The sequence below is a fragment of the Nonomuraea typhae genome (assembly GCF_009760925.1).
Classification (GTDB): Bacteria; Actinomycetota; Actinomycetes; order Streptosporangiales; family Streptosporangiaceae; genus Nonomuraea; species Nonomuraea typhae.
The window spans coordinates 33,887-52,061 of record NZ_VRLV01000008.1; the positions used below are offsets into that span (position 1 = coordinate 33,887).

19 protein-coding genes are annotated in these 18,175 nt (G+C 73.6%); 7 read left to right on the plus strand and 12 right to left on the minus strand.

What is annotated here, in order from left to right:
• Genes FVE25_RS28845 through FVE25_RS28865 form a run of 5 tightly spaced genes read right to left on the minus strand, consistent with a single transcriptional unit; the run spans position 1 to position 5,244 of the window.
• A complete protein-coding gene (locus FVE25_RS28845; protein ID WP_157250246.1) occupies positions 1 to 1,479 on the minus strand; it encodes an aldehyde dehydrogenase family protein in 1,479 nt (492 codons plus the stop codon).
• Complete coding sequence (locus FVE25_RS28850; protein ID WP_157250247.1) at positions 1,472 to 2,680, minus strand: FAD-dependent monooxygenase; 1,209 nt, start codon at positions 2,678 to 2,680, stop codon at positions 1,472 to 1,474. The genes FVE25_RS28845 and FVE25_RS28850 overlap by 8 nt, the downstream gene beginning before the upstream one ends.
• A gap of 13 nt (positions 2,681 to 2,693) precedes the next feature.
• Positions 2,694 to 3,260: a maleylpyruvate isomerase N-terminal domain-containing protein gene (locus tag FVE25_RS28855; RefSeq protein WP_157250584.1), complete on the minus strand. Its 567-nt coding sequence runs from the start codon at positions 3,258 to 3,260 to the stop codon at positions 2,694 to 2,696.
• A 38-nt stretch (positions 3,261 to 3,298) separates the two neighbouring features.
• Positions 3,299 to 4,129 carry a fumarylacetoacetate hydrolase family protein gene (locus FVE25_RS28860; protein ID WP_157250248.1) on the minus strand — a complete coding sequence of 277 codons (831 nt, stop codon included), beginning with the start codon at positions 4,127 to 4,129 and terminating at the stop codon, positions 3,299 to 3,301.
• Positions 4,126 to 5,244 carry a cupin domain-containing protein gene (locus tag FVE25_RS28865; RefSeq protein WP_157250249.1) on the minus strand — a complete coding sequence of 373 codons (1,119 nt, stop codon included), beginning with the start codon at positions 5,242 to 5,244 and terminating at the stop codon, positions 4,126 to 4,128. The genes FVE25_RS28860 and FVE25_RS28865 overlap by 4 nt, the downstream gene beginning before the upstream one ends.
• Positions 5,245 to 5,292: 48 nt before the next feature.
• Here FVE25_RS28865 and FVE25_RS28870 point away from each other — a divergent pair, with 48 nt between their 5' ends.
• Positions 5,293 to 6,057: an IclR family transcriptional regulator gene (locus FVE25_RS28870; protein ID WP_157250250.1), complete on the plus strand. Its 765-nt coding sequence runs from the start codon at positions 5,293 to 5,295 to the stop codon at positions 6,055 to 6,057.
• Positions 6,058 to 6,080: 23 nt separating this feature from the next.
• Here the strand turns inward: FVE25_RS28870 and FVE25_RS28875 are convergent, their stop codons facing one another.
• Entirely contained in the window at positions 6,081 to 6,440 is a 360-nt protein-coding gene (locus tag FVE25_RS28875; RefSeq protein ID WP_157250251.1) for a MerR family transcriptional regulator, read from the minus strand.
• A gap of 86 nt (positions 6,441 to 6,526) precedes the next feature.
• Here FVE25_RS28875 and FVE25_RS28880 point away from each other — a divergent pair, with 86 nt between their 5' ends.
• On the plus strand, positions 6,527 to 7,183 hold the full coding sequence (locus FVE25_RS28880) for an SDR family NAD(P)-dependent oxidoreductase (RefSeq protein ID WP_181019746.1): 657 nt from the start codon (positions 6,527 to 6,529) through the stop codon (positions 7,181 to 7,183).
• Here FVE25_RS28880 and FVE25_RS28885 read toward each other — a convergent pair.
• Positions 7,178 to 8,575, minus strand: coding sequence for an aminotransferase-like domain-containing protein (locus tag FVE25_RS28885; RefSeq protein ID WP_157250252.1), 1,398 nt, complete (start codon positions 8,573 to 8,575; stop codon positions 7,178 to 7,180). The genes FVE25_RS28880 and FVE25_RS28885 overlap by 6 nt on opposite strands.
• Between FVE25_RS28885 and FVE25_RS28890 the strand changes: the two genes are divergently transcribed.
• On the plus strand, positions 8,574 to 9,806 hold the full coding sequence (locus FVE25_RS28890) for an aminotransferase class V-fold PLP-dependent enzyme (protein WP_157250253.1): 1,233 nt from the start codon (positions 8,574 to 8,576) through the stop codon (positions 9,804 to 9,806). The genes FVE25_RS28885 and FVE25_RS28890 overlap by 2 nt on opposite strands.
• A gap of 31 nt (positions 9,807 to 9,837) precedes the next feature.
• Here the strand turns inward: FVE25_RS28890 and FVE25_RS28895 are convergent, their stop codons facing one another.
• Entirely contained in the window at positions 9,838 to 10,482 is a 645-nt protein-coding gene (locus FVE25_RS28895) for a TetR/AcrR family transcriptional regulator (protein ID WP_157250254.1), read from the minus strand.
• A gap of 134 nt (positions 10,483 to 10,616) precedes the next feature.
• Here FVE25_RS28895 and FVE25_RS28900 point away from each other — a divergent pair, with 134 nt between their 5' ends.
• Together FVE25_RS28900 and FVE25_RS28905 are read left to right on the plus strand one after the other, a co-directional pair.
• Entirely contained in the window at positions 10,617 to 10,964 is a 348-nt protein-coding gene (locus tag FVE25_RS28900) for a hypothetical protein (RefSeq protein ID WP_157250255.1), read from the plus strand.
• 28 nt (positions 10,965 to 10,992) lie between these two features.
• Positions 10,993 to 11,604, plus strand: coding sequence for an SRPBCC family protein (locus FVE25_RS28905; RefSeq protein ID WP_157250256.1), 612 nt, complete (start codon positions 10,993 to 10,995; stop codon positions 11,602 to 11,604).
• A 64-nt stretch (positions 11,605 to 11,668) separates the two neighbouring features.
• Here FVE25_RS28905 and FVE25_RS28910 read toward each other — a convergent pair whose 3' ends face one another.
• Positions 11,669 to 12,586, minus strand: a complete 918-nt coding sequence (locus FVE25_RS28910; RefSeq protein WP_157250257.1) for an SMP-30/gluconolactonase/LRE family protein — start codon at positions 12,584 to 12,586, stop codon at positions 11,669 to 11,671.
• 177 nt (positions 12,587 to 12,763) lie between these two features.
• Between FVE25_RS28910 and FVE25_RS56430 the strand changes: the two genes are divergently transcribed.
• Both FVE25_RS56430 and FVE25_RS28920 read left to right on the plus strand, forming a co-directional pair.
• Positions 12,764 to 15,235: an ABC transporter permease gene (locus FVE25_RS56430; RefSeq protein ID WP_157250258.1), complete on the plus strand. Its 2,472-nt coding sequence runs from the start codon at positions 12,764 to 12,766 to the stop codon at positions 15,233 to 15,235.
• Positions 15,232 to 15,963, plus strand: coding sequence for an ABC transporter ATP-binding protein (locus tag FVE25_RS28920; protein WP_157250259.1), 732 nt, complete (start codon positions 15,232 to 15,234; stop codon positions 15,961 to 15,963). Before FVE25_RS56430 ends, FVE25_RS28920 begins: the two co-directional genes overlap by 4 nt.
• Here the strand turns inward: FVE25_RS28920 and FVE25_RS28925 are convergent.
• The 3 genes from FVE25_RS28925 to FVE25_RS28935 are packed head-to-tail and all read right to left on the minus strand — an operon-like array spanning position 15,944 to position 18,144.
• Complete coding sequence (locus FVE25_RS28925; RefSeq protein WP_157250260.1) at positions 15,944 to 16,609, minus strand: response regulator transcription factor; 666 nt, start codon at positions 16,607 to 16,609, stop codon at positions 15,944 to 15,946. The two genes, FVE25_RS28920 and FVE25_RS28925, sit on opposite strands and share 20 nt — an antisense overlap.
• Positions 16,606 to 17,679 carry a sensor histidine kinase gene (locus FVE25_RS28930; RefSeq protein ID WP_157250261.1) on the minus strand — a complete coding sequence of 358 codons (1,074 nt, stop codon included), beginning with the start codon at positions 17,677 to 17,679 and terminating at the stop codon, positions 16,606 to 16,608. Before FVE25_RS28930 ends, FVE25_RS28925 begins: the two co-directional genes overlap by 4 nt.
• A 21-nt stretch (positions 17,680 to 17,700) precedes the next feature.
• Positions 17,701 to 18,144: a hypothetical protein gene (locus FVE25_RS28935; protein WP_157250262.1), complete on the minus strand. Its 444-nt coding sequence runs from the start codon at positions 18,142 to 18,144 to the stop codon at positions 17,701 to 17,703.
• Between the last annotated feature and the right edge of the window lie 31 nt (positions 18,145 to 18,175).

Genomic DNA, 18,175 nt, shown 5'->3' on the forward strand with positions numbered 1-18,175 from the left:
CTAGAACAGGATGTTGATGGCCTTGAGCTCGGTGTAGCCGAGCAGTTCCTCGAGGCTTTCCTCCCGCCCGACGCCGGAGCCCTTCACGCCGCCGAACGGCACGTTGGGGAAATGCCGGGAGGATCCGTTGATCCACACGAAGCCGGACTCGAAGGCATGGGCGACGCGGTGCGCGCGGCTGACGTCCGCGGTCCACACGCTGGCGGTCAGCCCGTACGGCACGCCGTTGGCGATCCGCACGGCCTCGGCCTCGTCGTCGAAGGGGATGACCGACAGCAGCGGCCCGAAGACCTCCTCCTGCGCGATGCGTGAGCTCGGGTGCACCCCGGTGAACACCGTGGGAGCCACGAACAGGCCGTGGTCCAGGCCGGCGGGCCGGCCGCCGCCGGTGACGACGGTGGCGCCCTCGCGGACGGCGAGGTCGATGTAGGCCAGCGACTTGTCGTACTGGGCGCGGTTGATCATCGTGCCCTGCTCGGTGCCCTCGTCGAACGGGTCGCCGATCCGGCGGCCCTCGATGATCCGCACGACCCGCTCGACCAGCTCGTCGTGGATCTCCCGCTGGACCAGCAGCCGCGAGTTGGACCCGCACGACTGGCCGGACCAGGTGAAGTTCATGCCGGACACCGCACCCTCGGCGGCGGCCCGCAGGTCGGCGTCGCCGAAGACGACCATCGCGTTCTTGCCGCCGAGCTCGAGGGAGACGTCCTTGACGCCGGTCTCCGCGGCGGCGCGCTGGATGGCCCGCCCGGTCGGCTCCGAGCCGATGAAGCCGATCCGGCGCACGTGGCGGTGCCGTACCAGTGCATCCGGTACGGCGGGGCCGTCCCCGACGACGACCGACAGCACGCCGGGCGGGAAGATGCCGGCCGCCAGCTCGGCCAGGCGCAGCGCGGACAGCGGCGCCGCCTCCGGCGGTTTGAGGATCGTCGGGTTGCCCGCGACCAGCGGCGCCGCGATCTTGCAGGCGAACATGAGCGGGTGGTTGTACGGCACGATGCGGGCGACCACGCCGGCCGGTTCGCGCACGGTGACGTGCAGGCCGGTGCTCGCGGGCACGGTCGTGCCCTTCAGCTCCAGGGCGAGCCCGGCGAACAGGCGGAGCTGCGCGAGAGCGGTCGCCACGTCGAAGCGGGAGTTGGTGATCGGCGAGCCGGCGTCGGCGGTGTCCAGCAGCGCCAGTTCCTCGCCGTGCGCCTCGATCGCGTCGGCGAGCTCCAGCACCAGCCGGGCCCGTTCGGCCGCGGGGATCTCCCGCCACGTCGCGCGGGCGTCGGCGGCGGCCCGCGCGGCCGCGTCCACGTCGCCGGCGTCGCCGTCGGGCACGTGGGCGATGACGCTCTCGGTGTAGGGGCTCACCCTGGCGTAGGTGCGGCCGCGGGCCGCGGGCGTGAGCTTGCCGGCCACCAGGAGCTTCCACTCCCGGTCCAGGAGCCGGGCGGCTTCGGGGGGCAGCAGGCCACTGGTTCGGTCAGGCATGGGCGGTCTCCTTCGATGCGGTCGGCCCGGGGCCGTACAACCAGTCGGTGTCGCTGAAGTCCCCCGCCTCCCGGCGGGAGAATAGGGCGTTGCGCAGGTCGCGGGCGAGTCCGTCGACGTGCCAGATGTCGCCCCACACGCGGGCGGTGCGCTGCACGCGGGCGGTGCGCGGGATGCGCTCGGCGGCGTACGCGCGCAGCGCCTTGTCCACGTCCCCGGCCGCGCCGTGCCCGGCGGGCAGGTGGCGGTCGACGGCGTCGGCCAGCGCGGCGGCGTCCTCGATGGCCTGGCAGGCGCCCTGCGCGAGGTACTGCAGCATGGGGTGGGCGGCGTCGCCGAGCAGCGCGGTCCGCCCGGCGACCCAGTCGCCGATCGGCTCGCGGTCGGACATCGGCCAGCGCCGATCCCGCCACAACGCCGGTACGGCGGCGCGCACCCGGTCGCAGGTGACGGAGAACGCCTCGTCCAGCTCGCCGGGCAGGCCCCAGTCGGCGTGCCCTTCGGCGAATCGCCGGCTGCGGAAGACCGCGACCTGGTTGTACATCCGGCCGCCGCGCAGCGGGTACTGCACGAGATGCAGCCCCGGGCCCAGCCACACCACGACGTCGGTCAGCGCGCCGTGCGCGCCCGCCTCCTCGATCGGCACGGCGCCGCGGTAGGCGACGTAGCCGGAGCAGACGGGCTCGTCGTCGCTGAGCAGGGCCCGCAGCCCGGAGCGCAGCCCGTCGGCGGCCACCACGAGCGCGCCGTGGTAGCCGGTGCCGTCGGCGCAGCTCACCGTGACGCCGTCGGAGCGGCTGGTGACGCCGGTGACGTGCCGGTCGTTGTCGAGCTGGACGCCGTGCTCGCGGCAGGCGGCCACCAGGATGTCCAGCAGGTCGCTGCGGTGCAGGACGACGTACGGCCCGCCGTACCGCTGCCGGAAGGGTTCGCCGAGGTCGAGGTGGGTGAGGCGGTCGCCGGTGAGCGCGTCGTTGAAGACCAGCCGCTCGGGCAGCACGCCCGCCGCGATGACCCGGCCGAGGACGCCGAGCCGGTCCAGGATGCGGGTGGCGTTGGGGGCGAGTTGCAGCCCGGCGCCGATCTCGGCGAACTCTTCGGAACGTTCCAGCACGCGGACGCGGCGTCCGGACCGCGCGCAGGCCAGCGCGGTCGTGAGGCCGCCGATGCCGCCTCCGGCGATGAGGATCTCGTCGGTCATCTGTCTCCTCCCGCTACAGCCAGGTGCCGAGGGACGGGGCTTGGTGCGAGCGGCCGGTGAGCCAGGAGGCCAGGGCGGCGGCCTCGCCCGCGCGGCACCGCTGGGCGGCCACGTCGGTCACGAGCGCGGTGGTGAAGTCTTCGGGCAGGTCGGGGAAGGCGAGGCCGGCGTCCAGGTCAACCGTGTGCACCATGACCTCGCGGGCGCGCAGCCACGCGATCTCGGCTGCGGGCACGCTGCGGCCCTGGGCGGTGACCACGGTGGCGGCCAGCGCGTCCGGGCTCAGGCCGGCGAAGTCCGCGGCCAGGGCCGCGGCGGAGGCGTGCACCAGCTCGCGCAGGTGCTCCGGCGGCTGTGTCGCGCCGTCCTCGATCTCGGCCGCGCGCCGGCCGCCGGGGTACATCGGGGTGGGTTCGCCGGTCCGCGCCCAGCGCGTGAGGCGGCGCAGCGCCTCGGCGTTGTAGTGGACGTGCGCGACCACGTGCGCGCGCGTCCAGCCGGGCAGCGGGGACGGCGCGGCGAACGCGGGCCCGGGCAGCCCGTCCACGGCGGCCAGGAACAACGCGGTCCCGGCTCCCATCCACCTCACGGCGCTCCCGGCGCCGGCTTCCCGCCCGGTCACGGCGTGCGCACCCGGTTGCTCAGGCGGCCGATTCCCGCGATCTCGGTGTCCACGAGCGCGCCGTCCGTGAGGTAGCGGGCAGGCGTGCGGGCGTGCCCCACGCCGCCCGGCGTGCCGGTGGCGATCACGTCGCCGGGCTGGAGGGTGAGGATCGACGAGACGTAACCGACCAGCTCGACCGGGGAGAACACCAGGTCGGCGGTGTCGGCTCGCTGCATCACCGCGCCGTCCACGAGGCAGGTGAGCTCGAGCTCGGGCGCGAGTCCGCCGGGCAGCTCGTCCGGGGTGACCAGCACGGGGCCGAACGGCGTGGTGGCCTCGAAGGTCTTGCCCTGCAGCCACTGGGGTGTGCGGAACTGCCAGTCGCGCGCGGTCACGTCGTTGAGCACGCTGAATCCGGCGATCGCCGCGGCCGCCTCCTCGGGGGCGGCCCGCCGTACCGGTGCGCCGATGACGACGGCCAGTTCGGCCTCCCAGTCGAGCGCGCCGGACTCCGGGGGCAGCTCGATGTCGTCGTGCGCGCCGAGCAGCGCCTCGGGGAACTTGGCGAACAGCGTCGGATACCGCGGCAGGTCGCGCCCCATCTCCTTGATGTGGGCGCGGTAGTTCAGCCCCACACAGACGATCTTGCCCGGCCGGGGGACGACGGGCGCGAACGCGAGCCCGTCGGCGCGCCGGGCGGGGCCGTCCGCGGCGCTCGCGGCCGCCCGCCAGCCGGGCTGCCGCAGCAGTTCGCCCACGTCGGCGGCCCCGAGCTCGACGTAGTGGTCGCCGTCGAGGCGCACCGCGCGCGTCCCGTCCCCGGTGCGGATGGTCGCCAGCCTCATCGCGCGGCCCCCTCGGTCCGCACGCGATCCTGGCCGAGCCGTTCGAAGATCGGCGTGTCGCTGAAGCGGAACAGGTCGGCGCCGGAGCGCGTCGAGATCGTCAGCGACTGCCACGACGGGACCGCGAACAGGTCGCCGCGGGTGGCCGTCCAGGCGGCGTCGCCGACGCGGACGCTCGCCTCCCCGGTGAACACCTGGAAGACCGACGAGCCGACCTCGCGGCGGGTCGCGGTCACGGCGCCGGGGCGCAGGCGGTGGAACTCGGCCCGGATGGTCGGCAGCACGTCCCCGCCGGTCGTCGGGTTGGTGAACCGCACCGCCGCGTGCCCGGGCTCCACCACGCCCGGATGGCCTTCGTCCTCCAGGGCGAGCTGGTCGGCCAGCGCCTGGTCGGTGTGCTCCCAGCGGTAGGCCGCGATCGGGGAGCTGCCGGTGCGCTCCCCCGCGGACGACACCGGGCGCAGGCCGGGATGCGCCCACAGGCGCTCGGACCGCGACCGCGCCGGGGTCGCCCGTTCGTCGATCGTGTCCGGGCCCAGCTCGAAGAACGCCGAGCCGGTGTGGTGGACGAACGGGATGTCCAGGCCGTCGAGCCAGGCCATCGGCGCGTCGCTGACGTTGTGGTGGCCGTGGAAGCGCCAGCCGGGGGTGAGCAGGAAGTCGCCCCGCCGCATGGCGACCGGGTCGCCGTCGACGACCGTCCACACGCCTTCGCCCTCCACGACGAAGCGGAAGGCGTGCTGGGTGTGGCGGTGCACGGGGGCGTCCTCGCGCGGGCACAGGTACTGGATCGCCGCCCACAACGTCGGAGTCGCGTACGGCGCGCCGCCCAGCCCCGGGTTGGCCAGCGCGATCGCGCGACGCTCGCCGCCCCGGCCGATCGGGACCAGCTCACCGGCCCGGCCCGCCAGCGGCAGCAGGGTGTCCCAGCGCCACAGGTGCGCCCGTGCCGCCGGCGTGGGGTGCACGGGCATCAGGTCGCCGATCTCCGTCCACAGGGGCACCAGCAGCTCGTCCTCGAACCGGCGGTAGAGCGCGTCCAGGTCGGCGGTGCGCTCCGGCTGGCCGGGGCCGTCGGAGGCCGCGATACGAACCGGGCTCTCGGTGGATGTCATACTTCACACTATGGGGATATTCCGTAGTGAGGGATACAGTTTTCTACTGTGAAGAACAAACCGCCGTACGCGATCGACTCCGTCGACCACGCCCTGCTGCTCGCGCAGACCCTTCAGCAAGAGGGGCAGCTCCGCGTGACCGACGCGGCCGAACGCCTCGGCGTCTCCCCCTCCACCGCCCACCGGCTGCTGGCGATGCTGGTCTACCGAGACTTCGCCGAACGCACGGCCGACCGCAAGTACGTCCCCGGCCGCATGCTCCGCCCCGCCCGGGTGAGCGAGGCACCCCTCGCCCTCCTGCGCCGGGTGACGCTGCCGCACCTGCGGGCCCTGACCGACCGGCTCGGCGAGTCGACCAACCTGGTGGTGCTCGTCGGCACGGAGGTGCGCTTCGTCACCACGGTCGAGTGCAGCCGGCCGCTGCGGGTCGGCGACCGCGTCGGCCAGTCCCTGCCCGCCCACCTCGCCTCCGGCGGCAAGATGATGCTGGCCGCGCTGCCGCCCGGGGAACTCGAGGCGCTGTACGAGGGATCCGGCGAGATCGACCTGCCCCGCCTGCGCCGCGAGCTGACCCTGGTCCGCAAGCGCGGCTTCGCGGTCAACGACCAGCTCACCGAGACCGGCGTCACCGCCATCGGCGCCGCCGTACGAGCCGCGTCGGGCGGGACGGTGGCCGCGATCAGCCTGGCGATGCCGACCGCCCGCTTCGACCGCAGGCGGCTGCAGGGCTGGGTCGTCGAGCTGTCCACCACGGCGGCCCTGATCGAACGCGACTTCGCCGACGCCGTCAGGCCCGATGCGGTCACGGGATGAGCACATCATGGCGGGTGAAGCTTCTACGTGCCTTCGGCGGCGCTCAGGAGGGTGTCGAGGGCCTGGTGGGAGGACTGCAGGCGGGTGATCTCCGCGGCGATCCTGCGCTGCTCGCGCCGCAGGTTGCCGACCATGCCGGGACACGTGGAGGGGACCGGGCGGCCGTCGTCGTCGTGGACGCAGTGCAGCAGATCGGCGATGACCGCGGTGGGCAGGCCCGCCTCCAGCAGCGCGCGGATGTGGCGGACGGTGGTGACCTCGGACTCGGCGTAGTCGCGGTAGCCGTTCGGGAGCCGGACCGGCTTCAGCAGGCCCTGCTCCTCGTAGTAGCGCAGCAGCCGCCGGCTCACGCCCGTCCTGCCGGCCAGGGCGCTGATCTGCATGCCGTCCCCCCGGGCTTGACCTTCACATCGGTGTGACACCTTAACGTTCCCCGAGGTGTGTCGGCTTCCCCGGGAAGGAGCGGGTGATGGGTTCTGCGGTGGTGATCGGGGCCGGAACCGGGATCGGCGCGGCGGTGGCCCGGCGGTTCGCGCGAGAAGGGCTGGCGCTCACGCTGGTGGCACGGGCGCAGGACACGCTCGAGGCGGTGGCCCGGACGCTGTCGCCGTCCGGCGTGCCGGTGACGTGCCTGCGCGCCGACAGCGCCGACGAACCGGCCCTGCGTGCGGCGCTGGACACGGCGGCCGAGCGGCACGGGCTGCCGGACGTCGTGGTCTACAACGCGGCCGTCGTCCGGCCGGACGGGCCAGGCGAGCTGACGGCGCGCGAGCACCTGGACGCCTGGGCGGTCAACGTGGTGGGTGCGCATACGGCTGCCGCGCACGTGCTGCCGGCGATGGCGCGCCGGGGGTCGGGGTCGTTCATCGTCACCGGTGGCATGCCGGAGCCCAAGGCGGACTATGTGAGCCTCTCGCTGGGCAAGGCGGGCGTGCGGACGCTGGTGAGCGTGCTGGACGAGCGGTTCGGGGCCGCGGGGGTGCACGTGGCCGGTGTCACGGTGGACGGGCCGGTGGCGGCGGGGACGTTCTTCGACCCGGACCTGATCGCCGAGCACTACTGGCGGTTGCACACGCAGCCGAAGGGCGCATGGGAGCGGGAGGTGCTGCACCGTGAGCCGTCATGACGCCCCGCAGGCGGCCGCGAGGCGGCGCGTGGCCTCGGCCAGTTCGGCGTGGTCGCCGGTGGCGGCGAAGCCGAGGCGTAGCCAGGCTCCCGGCAGTTCGGTGGCGAAGTAGCGGTTGCCCGCGCTGACGGCCACGCCGTACTGACGGGCCGTGTCGGCGATCGCGCTGTCATCGGCCCCGTACGGCAGGCGGACCCACAGGTGGAGCCCGCCCGCCGGGACATGGGCGAGGGTCCAGCCGGGGAGTTCGCGCGCGAGGGCGGCCACCAGGGCGCCGCGTCGTTCCCGCAGCGCCGCGGCCAGGGTGCGGACGTGCCGGTCCCAGGCGGGAGAGCTGAGGAGTTCGACCGCCGTCTCCTGGAGCGGGCGGGTGACGAAGAAGTCGTCGACCATGCGGATGGCGCGCAGGCGGGCCATCACCGGGCCCCGGGCCACCAGGGCGCCGATGCGCAGGCTCGGCGCCGCCGGCTTGGTGAGCGAGGTCAGGTAGACCACGGTGCCGTCGCCGTCGTCGGCCAGCAGGGGCGGCGGCACCGGCGTGCCGTGGCCGAGGTGCCGCGCGTAGTCGTCCTCGATCACGAAGGCGCCCGCCGCCCTGGCCGCGTCGATGACCTGCCGGCGGCGTTGGGGCGCCAGCACTGCGCCGGTGGGGTTGTGGTAGGTCGGCTGGCAGTACAGCAGGCGTGCGCGGGTCATGGCGAAGGCGTCGGCCAGGAGGCCGGGCTGCAGGCCGTCGTCGTCCATCGGCACCGGCACCGGGCGCAGGCCGGCCGCCTTGGCGGCGGCGATCGCGCCCGGGTAGGTGGGCGATTCCACCAGGACGGGGTCGCCGGGCGCGGCGATCGCCCGGAACGCCATCGACAGGGCGCTCTGGCCGCCGGCCGTGACGAGGACGTCGTCCGCGCTCACGTCGCCGGTCATGGTGGCGAACACGCTGCGCAGCGCGGCCAGGCCGCCGGCGGGGGCGCGGTCCCAGGCGTCGGGGCGGCGGGCCGCGCGGCCCAGGGCCGCGGTGAGGATCTGGGCGGGCTGCAGCGACCGGTGCAGGTAGCCGCCGTCCAGCATGATCGTCCCCTCGGGCGCCGGGCCGGGCGGGCCGGTGAGGATGCGGGTGTCCACGCTCCGGTCGGCGAGGGTGACGGTCTGCCAGGCGGTGTCGGCCGCCTCGGCGCGCTGCCGGGGGCGGGCCGCCACGTAGGTGCCGCTGCCCGGGCGGGTGATGACCGCGCCCTCGGCGGCGAGCAAGGCGATGGCCTGCGACACCGTGGCGGGGCCGACCCGGTATCGCTGGATCAGCTCCCGGCTGCTGGGCAACCGGTCGCCGGGCGACAGCCGGGCGACCATCTCCCGCATCCTGGCCGCCAACTCCCCCGAACTGCTACTGTCGGACATGAGAAATCATAATAGTGCTTCTGACATTCACCCGGAACCGCTACTAGACGTCGCGGCTCTGCGCGCGGACACCCCCGGCGCCGGCGACGTCGTGCACTTCAACAACGCCGGATGCGGGCTGCTGGCCACGCCCGTGCTCACCGCGATGCTCGACCACCTGCGGCTGGAGGCGGCCATCGGCGGCTACGAAGCCGCCGCCGCCCGCGCCGAGCAGGTCCGCGCGTTCTACGCCGAGACCGCCGCCCTGATCAACTGCGCTCCCGGGAACATCGCCTTCGCCGGCAGCGCCACCCACGCGTTCTCCACCGCCCTGTCGGCGATCCCGTTCGCGGCCGGGGACGTCATCCTGACCACCCGCAACGACTTCATCTCCAACCAGATCGCCTTCCTGTCGCTGGGCAAGAGGTTCGGCGTGCGGGTGGTGCACGCGCCCGACCTCCCCGAGGGCGGCGTGGACGTGGCGGCGATGGCGGACCTGATGCGCCGCCACCGCCCCCGGCTGGTGGCCGCCACCCACATCCCCACCAACTCCGGCCTGGTCCAGCCCGTCGCCGACATCGGCCGGCACTGCCGTGAGCTGGACCTGCTGTACCTGGTCGACGCCTGTCAGTCTCTCGGCCAGTACCCGATCGACGTCGCGGAGATCGGCTGCGACATGCTCACCGCCACCTGCCGCAAGTTCCTGCGCGGACCTCGCGGGTCTGGCTTCCTGTACGTGTCCGACCGCGTGCTGCGCGCCGGCTATGAGCCGCTGTTCATCGACATGTACGGCGCACGCTGGGTGGAGCCGGAGCGCTACCAGCCCGTCGAGACGGCGGCCAGGTTCGAGGACTGGGAGTTCCCCTACGCCACCGTGCTCGGCTGCGCCGCCGCCGCACGCTATGCCCGCGAGGTCGGCATGGACGCCATCGCCCGCCGTACCCCCGCCCTGGCCGCCGGCCTGCGCGACCGGCTCGCCGAGCTACCCGGAGTGCGCGTCCTCGACCAGGGCCGGGAGCTGGGCGCCCTGGTCACCTTCGCCGTCGAGGGCTGGCGGGCCGAGCCGTACAAGGCGGCCATGGACGCGCGCCGGATCAACACGGCGCTCAGCTTCCGCCAATTCGCGCAGTTCGACTTCGGCGACAAGGACGTCGACTGGTGCCTGCGCCTGTCGCCGCACTACTACAACACCGAGCAGGAGGTGGACCAGGTCGTCGCCGCGGTCGCCGAGCTCGGCGCCGCGGGCCGCTGACCCCCGTGCCGGGGGCGCCCTCCCCCGGCACTCACTCCTTCAGGAGGTCGTCCAGTTCGGCGGCGAACAGCTGGGCGGGGTCGAAGCCCATGCCGGCGAAGTGGCCGGCGAGTTCCAGGGACAGGACGCCGTGCACCCGGGTCCAGAAGCTCAGCGCCCGGTGCAGGACCGCGGCCGGGGCGGGGTTGCCGGCCGCCCAGTGGCGGTGCTCCTCCAGATGCGCGTCGAACGGCGTCGCCGAACGCTCGCCGGGTAGCGCCGCGGAGGCGTCGAGCAGGACGGCCATCGTCTCGCCGGAGATGAGCGTGATGTCGTCGGGCGCGTGGTAGCCGGGCACCGGAGTGCCGTAGATGAGCAGGTAGCGCTGGGGGTCCTCCAGCGCCCACGCGCGCAGCGCGTAGGCCAGCGCGCGCAGGTCCGCGCCGGTGGCGGCGGCCGCCTGGATGGTGTCGGCGAGGCTGCGGTAGGCGTCTCTGATGAGTTCGGTGATCAGTTCGTCGCGGCTGGCGTAGTAGCGGTAGAGCGCGGGGCCGCTCATGCCCATCTGCTTGGCGATCGCGTTGAGGGAGAGCGCGGAGGCTCCGGTGGTGGCGATCTGTTCCCAGGCGTGCTGCTTGATCTCGGCGCGGACCTGCGTGCGGTAGCGCTCGCGGGGGGTTGCTGTGTTCGCCGCCATGACCTGCCGCCTTCGCCGGTGAAGCTACATCGTGAAGATTCAGTTAGAGGCTATCACGAACCTTATTGACATCTCCTTCGCTGCTCGGTTATAACTTCTAACGCAAGCAAGAAGTTCTAGCCAAGGGACATGTCATGACGGCCACCTCCGTTGCACCCGCGCCCACCCGCCGGCCCGCTCCTCTGGCGGTGACCGTCTCCGCCTGGGCGGTCCCCGTCATGGTGGTCGGCCAGTTCGCCCTGCTGTCGGGCATTCCCGTCACGATCGCGCTGGCCGGTGCCCTGCTCCGCGTCCGCGACCGGATGGTTCGCCGGGCCGCCGCGCTCGTGGCCGTCAGCTACCTGATCCCGCTCGTCATCTGGCTGACCCGGCCCGACGGCGCGCCGAGCCTGTCCAAGGACATGCACCCCGGGTTCGCCGGGCTGATGGTCGCCGCGTCCGCCGCGCTCATCGTCGCCCTCTTCCGCGCCCGCCGGCACTGAACCGACACCACCGAAAGGAACGACCACCATGTTCAGCACCCGCATCGCCGCAGCCACGGTCTCGCTCGTCGCCGCCGGTCTCCTCGCCGGAGCCGTCCCGCCCGCGCAGGCCGCCACCCCTCAGCACAAGGGCGGGCTCCAGTGCCGCGGGGAAGGCGTCGACCCCGCCGCCAAGATCCGGTACCGCTCCGAGATCCTGATCAAGGCGCCGCTGAAGACCATCTGGAACCTGCAGACCGACGTGGCACGCTGGCCGTCGTGGCAGAAGCCCGTCACGAGCGCGAAGCGCCTGGACAAGGGCCCGCTCCGGAAGAACTCGCGGTTCCGCTGGACCACCCCGGTGCCCGAGACCCCGGTCACCCCGGCCACGACGCTCACCATCACCTCGACCGTCCGGCAGCTCAAGGACCAGAAGTGCATCCGCTGGACCGGGCCCGCGATCGGCAAGGGACTCCGCATCGACCAGGGCGTCCACGTCTGGACCTTCACGAAGGTCAAGGGCGGCGTCCTCGTCCGCACCGAGGAGACCCACGCCGGCGACCAGATCGAGACCAACGTGCCCCTGGCCACCGAGTTCCTCGGAATGGGTCTCGAAGCCTGGCTGAAGGCCCTGAAGAGCACCGCCGAAGCCCGTCACTGACCCCGCGGGGCAAGACGCCCGGACCGGATCGGCGCCGATCCGGTCCGGGCGCAGCGCCATCCCGTCAGGGACGGGCGATGGAGACGGCGTTGTACGTCGTGTCCGGGGTCGGCGGCGTGGTGAACCGGGCGTTGGGCAGGTACAACCGGGACCCGAAGGCGGCCACGGTCGTCGGGACGTCGAACAGGGGGCTGCTCACCCGCTGGACGACGCGGCCCTCGGTCCCCTCGCGGTTCAGGCGCACGACGGCCACGGTGTTGAGCCGGTTCTGCACCACGTACAACGTCCGGCCGCGCAGCAGCAGGCCGTCACCGTTCTGCAGCGTCTCGCCGCCCAGGTCCACGCGGCGGGTCGCCCCGGACCTGTCCACGCGGAACAGCGTGCCGGTGTTCGACTGCACCAGGATCAGGCCCCGGCCGTCAGGGGCCGGCGCGATGCCGTTGGCGTTGATGCCGGCGCCGTACACCAGATCTCCCGTGAGCGGGATGCGCTCCACCTCGGCGGGCAGCCGGCCGCCGCGCAGCGACAGCTTGTAGAGCACCGGGTTGGTGGAGTCGGTGAACCAGGCGGCGCCCTGGGCGAGGACGACGTCGTTGACGAACGCCGCTCCGGTGGCCAGCCGGTAGGAGGCCAGCACCTTCCCGGTGCGGGCGTCGACGACACGGGCGTCCCCGGCCGTGCCGCCCGCGACGAACAGCCGTCCGCGCTCGTCGATCTTCAACCCGACCGACGGCGTGCCGGGCCCCTCACTGATGATCGCGCCGCGTCCGGTGCGCAGGTCGGCGCGGTAGATGGAGCCGTTCGCCAGGGAGCCGAAGAAGGCGAAGGGGCCCGAGCCGATGGCGATGCCTTCGGGCCGGAACCCGTTGGGTAAGGAGATCGACTCCGGAGGGTCCGAGGTCGCTCCGGCGGGGCCGCCCAGGGCGACGGCCAGGACGAACGTGGTGACAATCGTGCAAAGGAGCCTGATGGTTCGCAGCATCTGATGCCCTCTTTTCCGTTGTCTCGAGACCCACGCTAGATCAACGATCGGCGTCCGCAAGTACCCCGGTACCGGGACCCCGGTCCCCTCCCGCTCCGGGAAGATCACCCCGGCAGAGGAGGAACCGCCCCCTCCCCGCAGGAACCCTGGAGGAAAGGCCCAGGGAGGAGCGGCGAAGTGATCTGGCTCGCATGGCGGACGTTGCGGTGGCATCCGGGCACCCTGATGGGCACGCTCGTGACCCTCGTCATCGCGGCGTCCGCGGTCGGCGCGATGTGGTTCGTGGTCGAGGCCGACAGCCGGCAGACGGTCCCGGTGGAGCGGTACGCGGGCGTGCCGCTCGTCGTCGGCACACGCGGCGGGGCGATCCCGCCCGAGCTGGTGGCCGCGGTCGGGGCGCTGCCCGAGGTGGCGCAGGCGGTCCCGGAGGTGACGTTCCCCGCCGGGCTGTACGTGGGCGGCGCCCGGGTGTCGGGCCCCGGCGACCAGAACCCGTGGCCGTGGGGGCACGGCTGGTCGAGCGCGCGGCTGACGCCGTTCGGCCTGAGCGAGGGACGGGCGCCGCGCGCCGCCGGCGAGGTGGTGATGGACACGCGGCTGGCCGCCTCGGCACGCGTCGCCGTGGGGAACCGGGTGGAGATCGCGATCTCGGGGACGGTCCGCCCGCACCGGGTCGTCGGGCTGGCGCGGCCCCGCGCCGCCTGGCGCTTCCAGTCGGCGTTGTTCTTCGCCGACGACCAGGTGCGGCCGCTGACGGGACGCGGCGCGGCGGCCGACGCCCTGGGCGTGTATCCCGGCCCCGGCGTCGGCATCGAGGCGTTGCGGGCAGCGGTGACCCGGGTCGCCGAGCCGTACAACTCCCCCCGCATGTGGACGGTCAAGGTGGTGACCGGCGCCGAGCGCGGCGCCCGGGAGAACAACCTGCCGCCCGGCTACGGGGTCAACACGCTGTGGTTCCTGGTGGGCATGACCGCGCTGGTCGCGATGGGCATGATCGCCGCCACGATGGGACTGTCGGTACGGCGGCGCGGCATGGAGATCGCCGTCCTGCGGGCCCTCGGCGCCCGGCCTGGGCAGATCCGGCGGATGCTGCTGGCCGAGGCGGTCCTGCTGTCGGTGGTGGCCATGGCGGCAGCCGTACCTCTCGCCATGCTGGTCGCGCCGGTCGTCGCGGCATGGCTGCGCGGGACGCGCGCGCTGAGCGTGGCCTACGAGCAGAGCTACCAGCCGCTTCCCGTGCTCTGGACGTTCCTGCTCACGCTCGGCATCGCCCTGGCGGCGAGTTTGATCGCGGTCCGGAGGGCGGTGCGGATCCGGCCCGGTGACGCGCTGGGCGAGGCTCCGGCCGAGGGCGGGGCGCTCGGCAGGGGGCGGCTGGTGACGGGGGCGGTGCTGCTGGCGGGGGCCGGTGCCGCGGCCTCGTTCCTGGCGCGGGAGGCGGCGGAGTTGCCGGAGCCGGCGCAGCTGGCCCTGCGCTTCGCCACGATCTGCATGCTCGTCGCGGGGGTCGCGCTGGTGGCCCCGTGGGTGGTGCCGGCCGCCGGGCGGCTGGTGCGGGCGGCCGTGACCGGCGTGTCACCGGTCGGCGGGTACCTGGCGGTCGCCAACGTGATCTTCCACCATCGCAGGTTCGCCGGCGCGATCGGGTCCCTGACGCTGGGCGTGGCCCTGGTCGGCGTGGTGGCCGGGGTGCAGTCCTTCTACGACTGGCGGCTGGCGGCGCGGGCCGTGGCCGAGGTGCGTGCCGACCATGTGGTGCAGCCCGCCGAGGGGTTCGGGGCGCTGTCGGAGGATCTGCGGCGGAGCATCATGGCGCGCGGCGCGTCCGACGCGGTGGGGGTGGGCTCGATGCCCGCCGTGTTGTCCGTGGCGGGGCGTCCGCCGGTCATCGCGACCGTGGTCACCGGGGAGGCCACACGGGTGTTCGCGCTGTCCGTGCGCGGCCGCCCGATCGGCGGGCTCGGCGCGCGGGAGATCGCGATCACGGACGAGCTGGCCGGCGCCCATCGGCTGGGGCTCGGGTCGCGCCTCGGGGTGCGGCTCATCGGGACGGCCGAGGCCGCGGCCTACACGGTGACCTCGATCTTCTCCGGCGCCCAGGAACTGGGCTCGGTCCTCCTGTCGCCGGGCGGGGCGCCGGTCTCGAGCCTGCACGAGCGTGTGTACGTGCGCGGCGCCGCCCCCGGGCAGGTCGCGGATCCGCGTGCGGCCGTCGAGACCCTCTCCCGGCAGGAGTACGTGCTGAGCAAGAGCCAGAAGTCGGCCGAGGCCAACCAGAGCCTGACCTATATGGCGGTGATGATCGCGCTGCTCTGCCTGGTGGCGGCGGTCAACAACCTGTGCCTGGGGCTGCTGGACCGCGGGCGGGAGTTCGCCGGGCTGCGGCACCTCGGGCTGCGGCGCGGCCAGGTGATGCGGATCGTCACCTGGGAGAGCGCGCTCACCGTCGTGCCCGTGCTCGTGCTGGCCCTGGTCGCGACGGCCTCGATGGCGCTCGTGCACGCCGCGGGCGAGCCCGGCGGGCTGGGCAGTGTGCTGGTTTTCATCCCCGCCGGCTGGCTGGTGCCGCTCGCCGCGGGCGCTCTGGTGAGCGCCTGGGCCGGGTCGCTGCTGGTCGTCCGCGGGATCCTCGGAAAGGGTGTGCGGTGAGTACGGCGGTGCGTCTCGAGAACGTCAGCAAGGTCTACGGCGGGGGCGCCTCGGCGGTCACCGCGTTGCACGCGGTCAGCCATGTCTTCGCCAGCGGTTCCTTCACGGCGGTGATGGGACAGTCCGGCTCGGGCAAGACCACGCTCCTGCAGTGTGCCGCCGGGCTCACCCGGCCCACGTCCGGGACGGTCGGCGTGGCGGGCGTGGACGTGACCGGGCTGAGCGAGGCCGAGCTGGCCAAGCTGCGCGGGCGGCGGATCGGATTCGTCTTCCAGAGCTTCAACCTGCTGCCCGCGCTGACCGCCCGGCAGAACGTCGCGCTGCCACTGCGCCTGGCGCGCAAGGGGGCGCTACCGGACCGCGTGGCCGAGCTCCTCGACCGCGCGCGGATCGCCGGGCACGCCGACCGGCGCCCGCACGAGCTGTCCGGCGGCGAGCAGCAGCGGGTGGCGATCTGCCGCGCGCTGGTGGCCGAGCCCGACGTCGTCTTCGCCGACGAGCCGACCGGCAACCTCGACTCCGCCTCCGGCCGGGACATCATGACCCTGCTGCGCGAGGTGGTCGACGACCTGGGGCAGACGGTCATCCTGGTCACCCACGACCCGGCCGTCGCCGTCCACGCCGACCGGGTGCTCATCCTCAGCGACGGCCGGATCGTGGACGCCATCGACGCCCCCACGCCCGACGCCATCGCCCACGGGCTCGCCGTCAACGGCCGCCGGGGGTGACCAGACCCGACTCGTAGGCCAGGATGACCGCCTGAGCCCGGTCGCGCACGCCGAGCCTGGTGAACAGCTCGCTCACCCGGTTCTTCACCGTGGACAGCGCCAGCCCGAGTTCCTCGGCCATCTCCTGGTTGGACAGCCCCCGCGCGATCAGCAGCAGCACCTGGACGTCCCGCTCCCCCAGCTCCGGCAGCGCCGCCGGCACCCTCATGACCGCGCGCGCCGGGGCTGGGCGGACGAACGTGCCGATCAGGCCGAGCAGCAGCCGCGGCGCCACCACCGCCTCTCCCCGGTGCACGATCCTGATGCCCTCGATCAGCTCCTCGGGAGAGACGTCCTTGGGCAGGAAGCCCGACGCGCCCGCCCGCAGCGCCGCCACCACGTGCTCCTCCAGGTCGAACGTGCTCAACGCCAGCACCTTCGCCTCCGGCAGTTCGGCCACGATGCGCTCGGTGGCCGCCACCCCGTCCATGCCGGGCAGGTGCAGGTCCATCAACACCACATCGGGGCGTACGGCGTGGCTCTGCCGTACCGCCTGGGCGCCGTCGGCGGCCTCGCCCACGGCGGCCAGGTCGGGGGCGGTCTCCAGCAGCAGGCGCAGCCCCGCGCGGACCACCGCGTGGTCGTCCACCAGCAGGACCTTGATCACGCCTGCTCCCCGAGCGGGACGCGGGCACGCACGACGAACCCGCCGGCGGGCGCCGGACCGGCCCGCAGCTCGCCGCCGCACAACGACACCCGCTCGGCCATGCCGCGCAGCCCGAACCCGGAGGCGTCGCCGCCCGGCCGGACGTCGCCGTCGTCGGCGACCTCCACCTCGACGGACTCGGGCCGGTACGACAGCCGCACGCTGGCGTGCGCGCCGGCCGCGTGCTTGCGGGTGTTGGTCAGCGCCTCCTGGACGACGCGGTAGATCGCGTGGTCCACGGGCGAGGGCAGCTCGACCGCCTCGCCCACGACCTCCAGCTCGGCGTTTCCCGACTCCTCCACGAGCGCCGGGAGCCGGGCCACGCCGACGCCGGCCTGGTTCTCGACCGGCTCGCCGTCGGTGCGCAGGAGGTTCAGGAGGTTGCGCATCTCGGTCATCGCCTGGCGTGCCGCCTGCTCGCCGGTGAGCAGGCTCTGCTGGGCCCGGCCGGTGTCGATGGGGATCGTTCTCCTGGCCACGCCCATGTACAGGCTGACCACGCTGACGTGGTGGGCGATCACGTCGTGCAGCTCACGGGCGATCCGGCGGCGTTCGGCCCGCACGGCGTCGTCGGCGGCCTGCCGTACCGCGCGGGCGGTCAGCTCCGCGCGCAGACGGAGGATGTGCCCGGCCGCCACGGGGAGCAGCGGGGCCGACCACACGGTCGCCCGGACCCACCAGTCGGGGCCCGAGGGAAGCCCGAGGAGCAGCGCCGTCACCGCGATCCCGGCCGCGGACACGGCGGCCGACACGAGTGTGCCGGTGTGGCGGCCCACGGTGTAGAGCGCGACGACCATGGCGCTGACGGGAGCGTCACCCAGCCCCGGAAGGTAGGCGACGCCGTACAGGACGCCGATCAGCACCGCCACCACGACGGGGTGGCGGCGCCTGAGCAGGAGGAGGGCGGCGGCGGCCACCGCGATGAGCACGACGGCGGGATGGGTGCGCGCCCCGACCGTGACGAGCTCCGCGCACAGCACCCCGGCTGCCAGGGCGGCATCGCCCAGCCGCTCCCGGCTGCGTAGGACCACACCTGGACCCTACGCCAGCGCTCAGCGCACGATGACGGCAGAGACGATCACCAGAACGGCCAGGATCCCCGCGATGATCGACGCCCATCCTCCGGCCAGCAGCGTCGCCGCCAGCGCGAACGGGATCATGCTGAGCACCGCCGACCACAGCAGGTCCGTCGTCGGCATCACCGCGCCGACGAACACCGCGCCGGCGACCCAGCCGATCGTGCCCAGAACCAGCACCCCGCTCGCCCAGGCCAGCCGGCCGCCGGAACTCTCCGTGAGCGGTGAGCCGTAGGGCGTCATCATCCCGATCACGTATAAGACGCCCACCCCGAACAACGCTGCGAGGACCAGGGCGATCGGGCCCATGGCGAACCAGAAGACCATCACGGCGACGGCGCCGTGGCTGAACGCGAATCCGCCGACGACCCCTACGCACGCCACCTGGGCGATCGTCCACCGCCAGGACCGCCGGGACATGGTCGATCGCATCTTTCCCAGACCCCCGTAT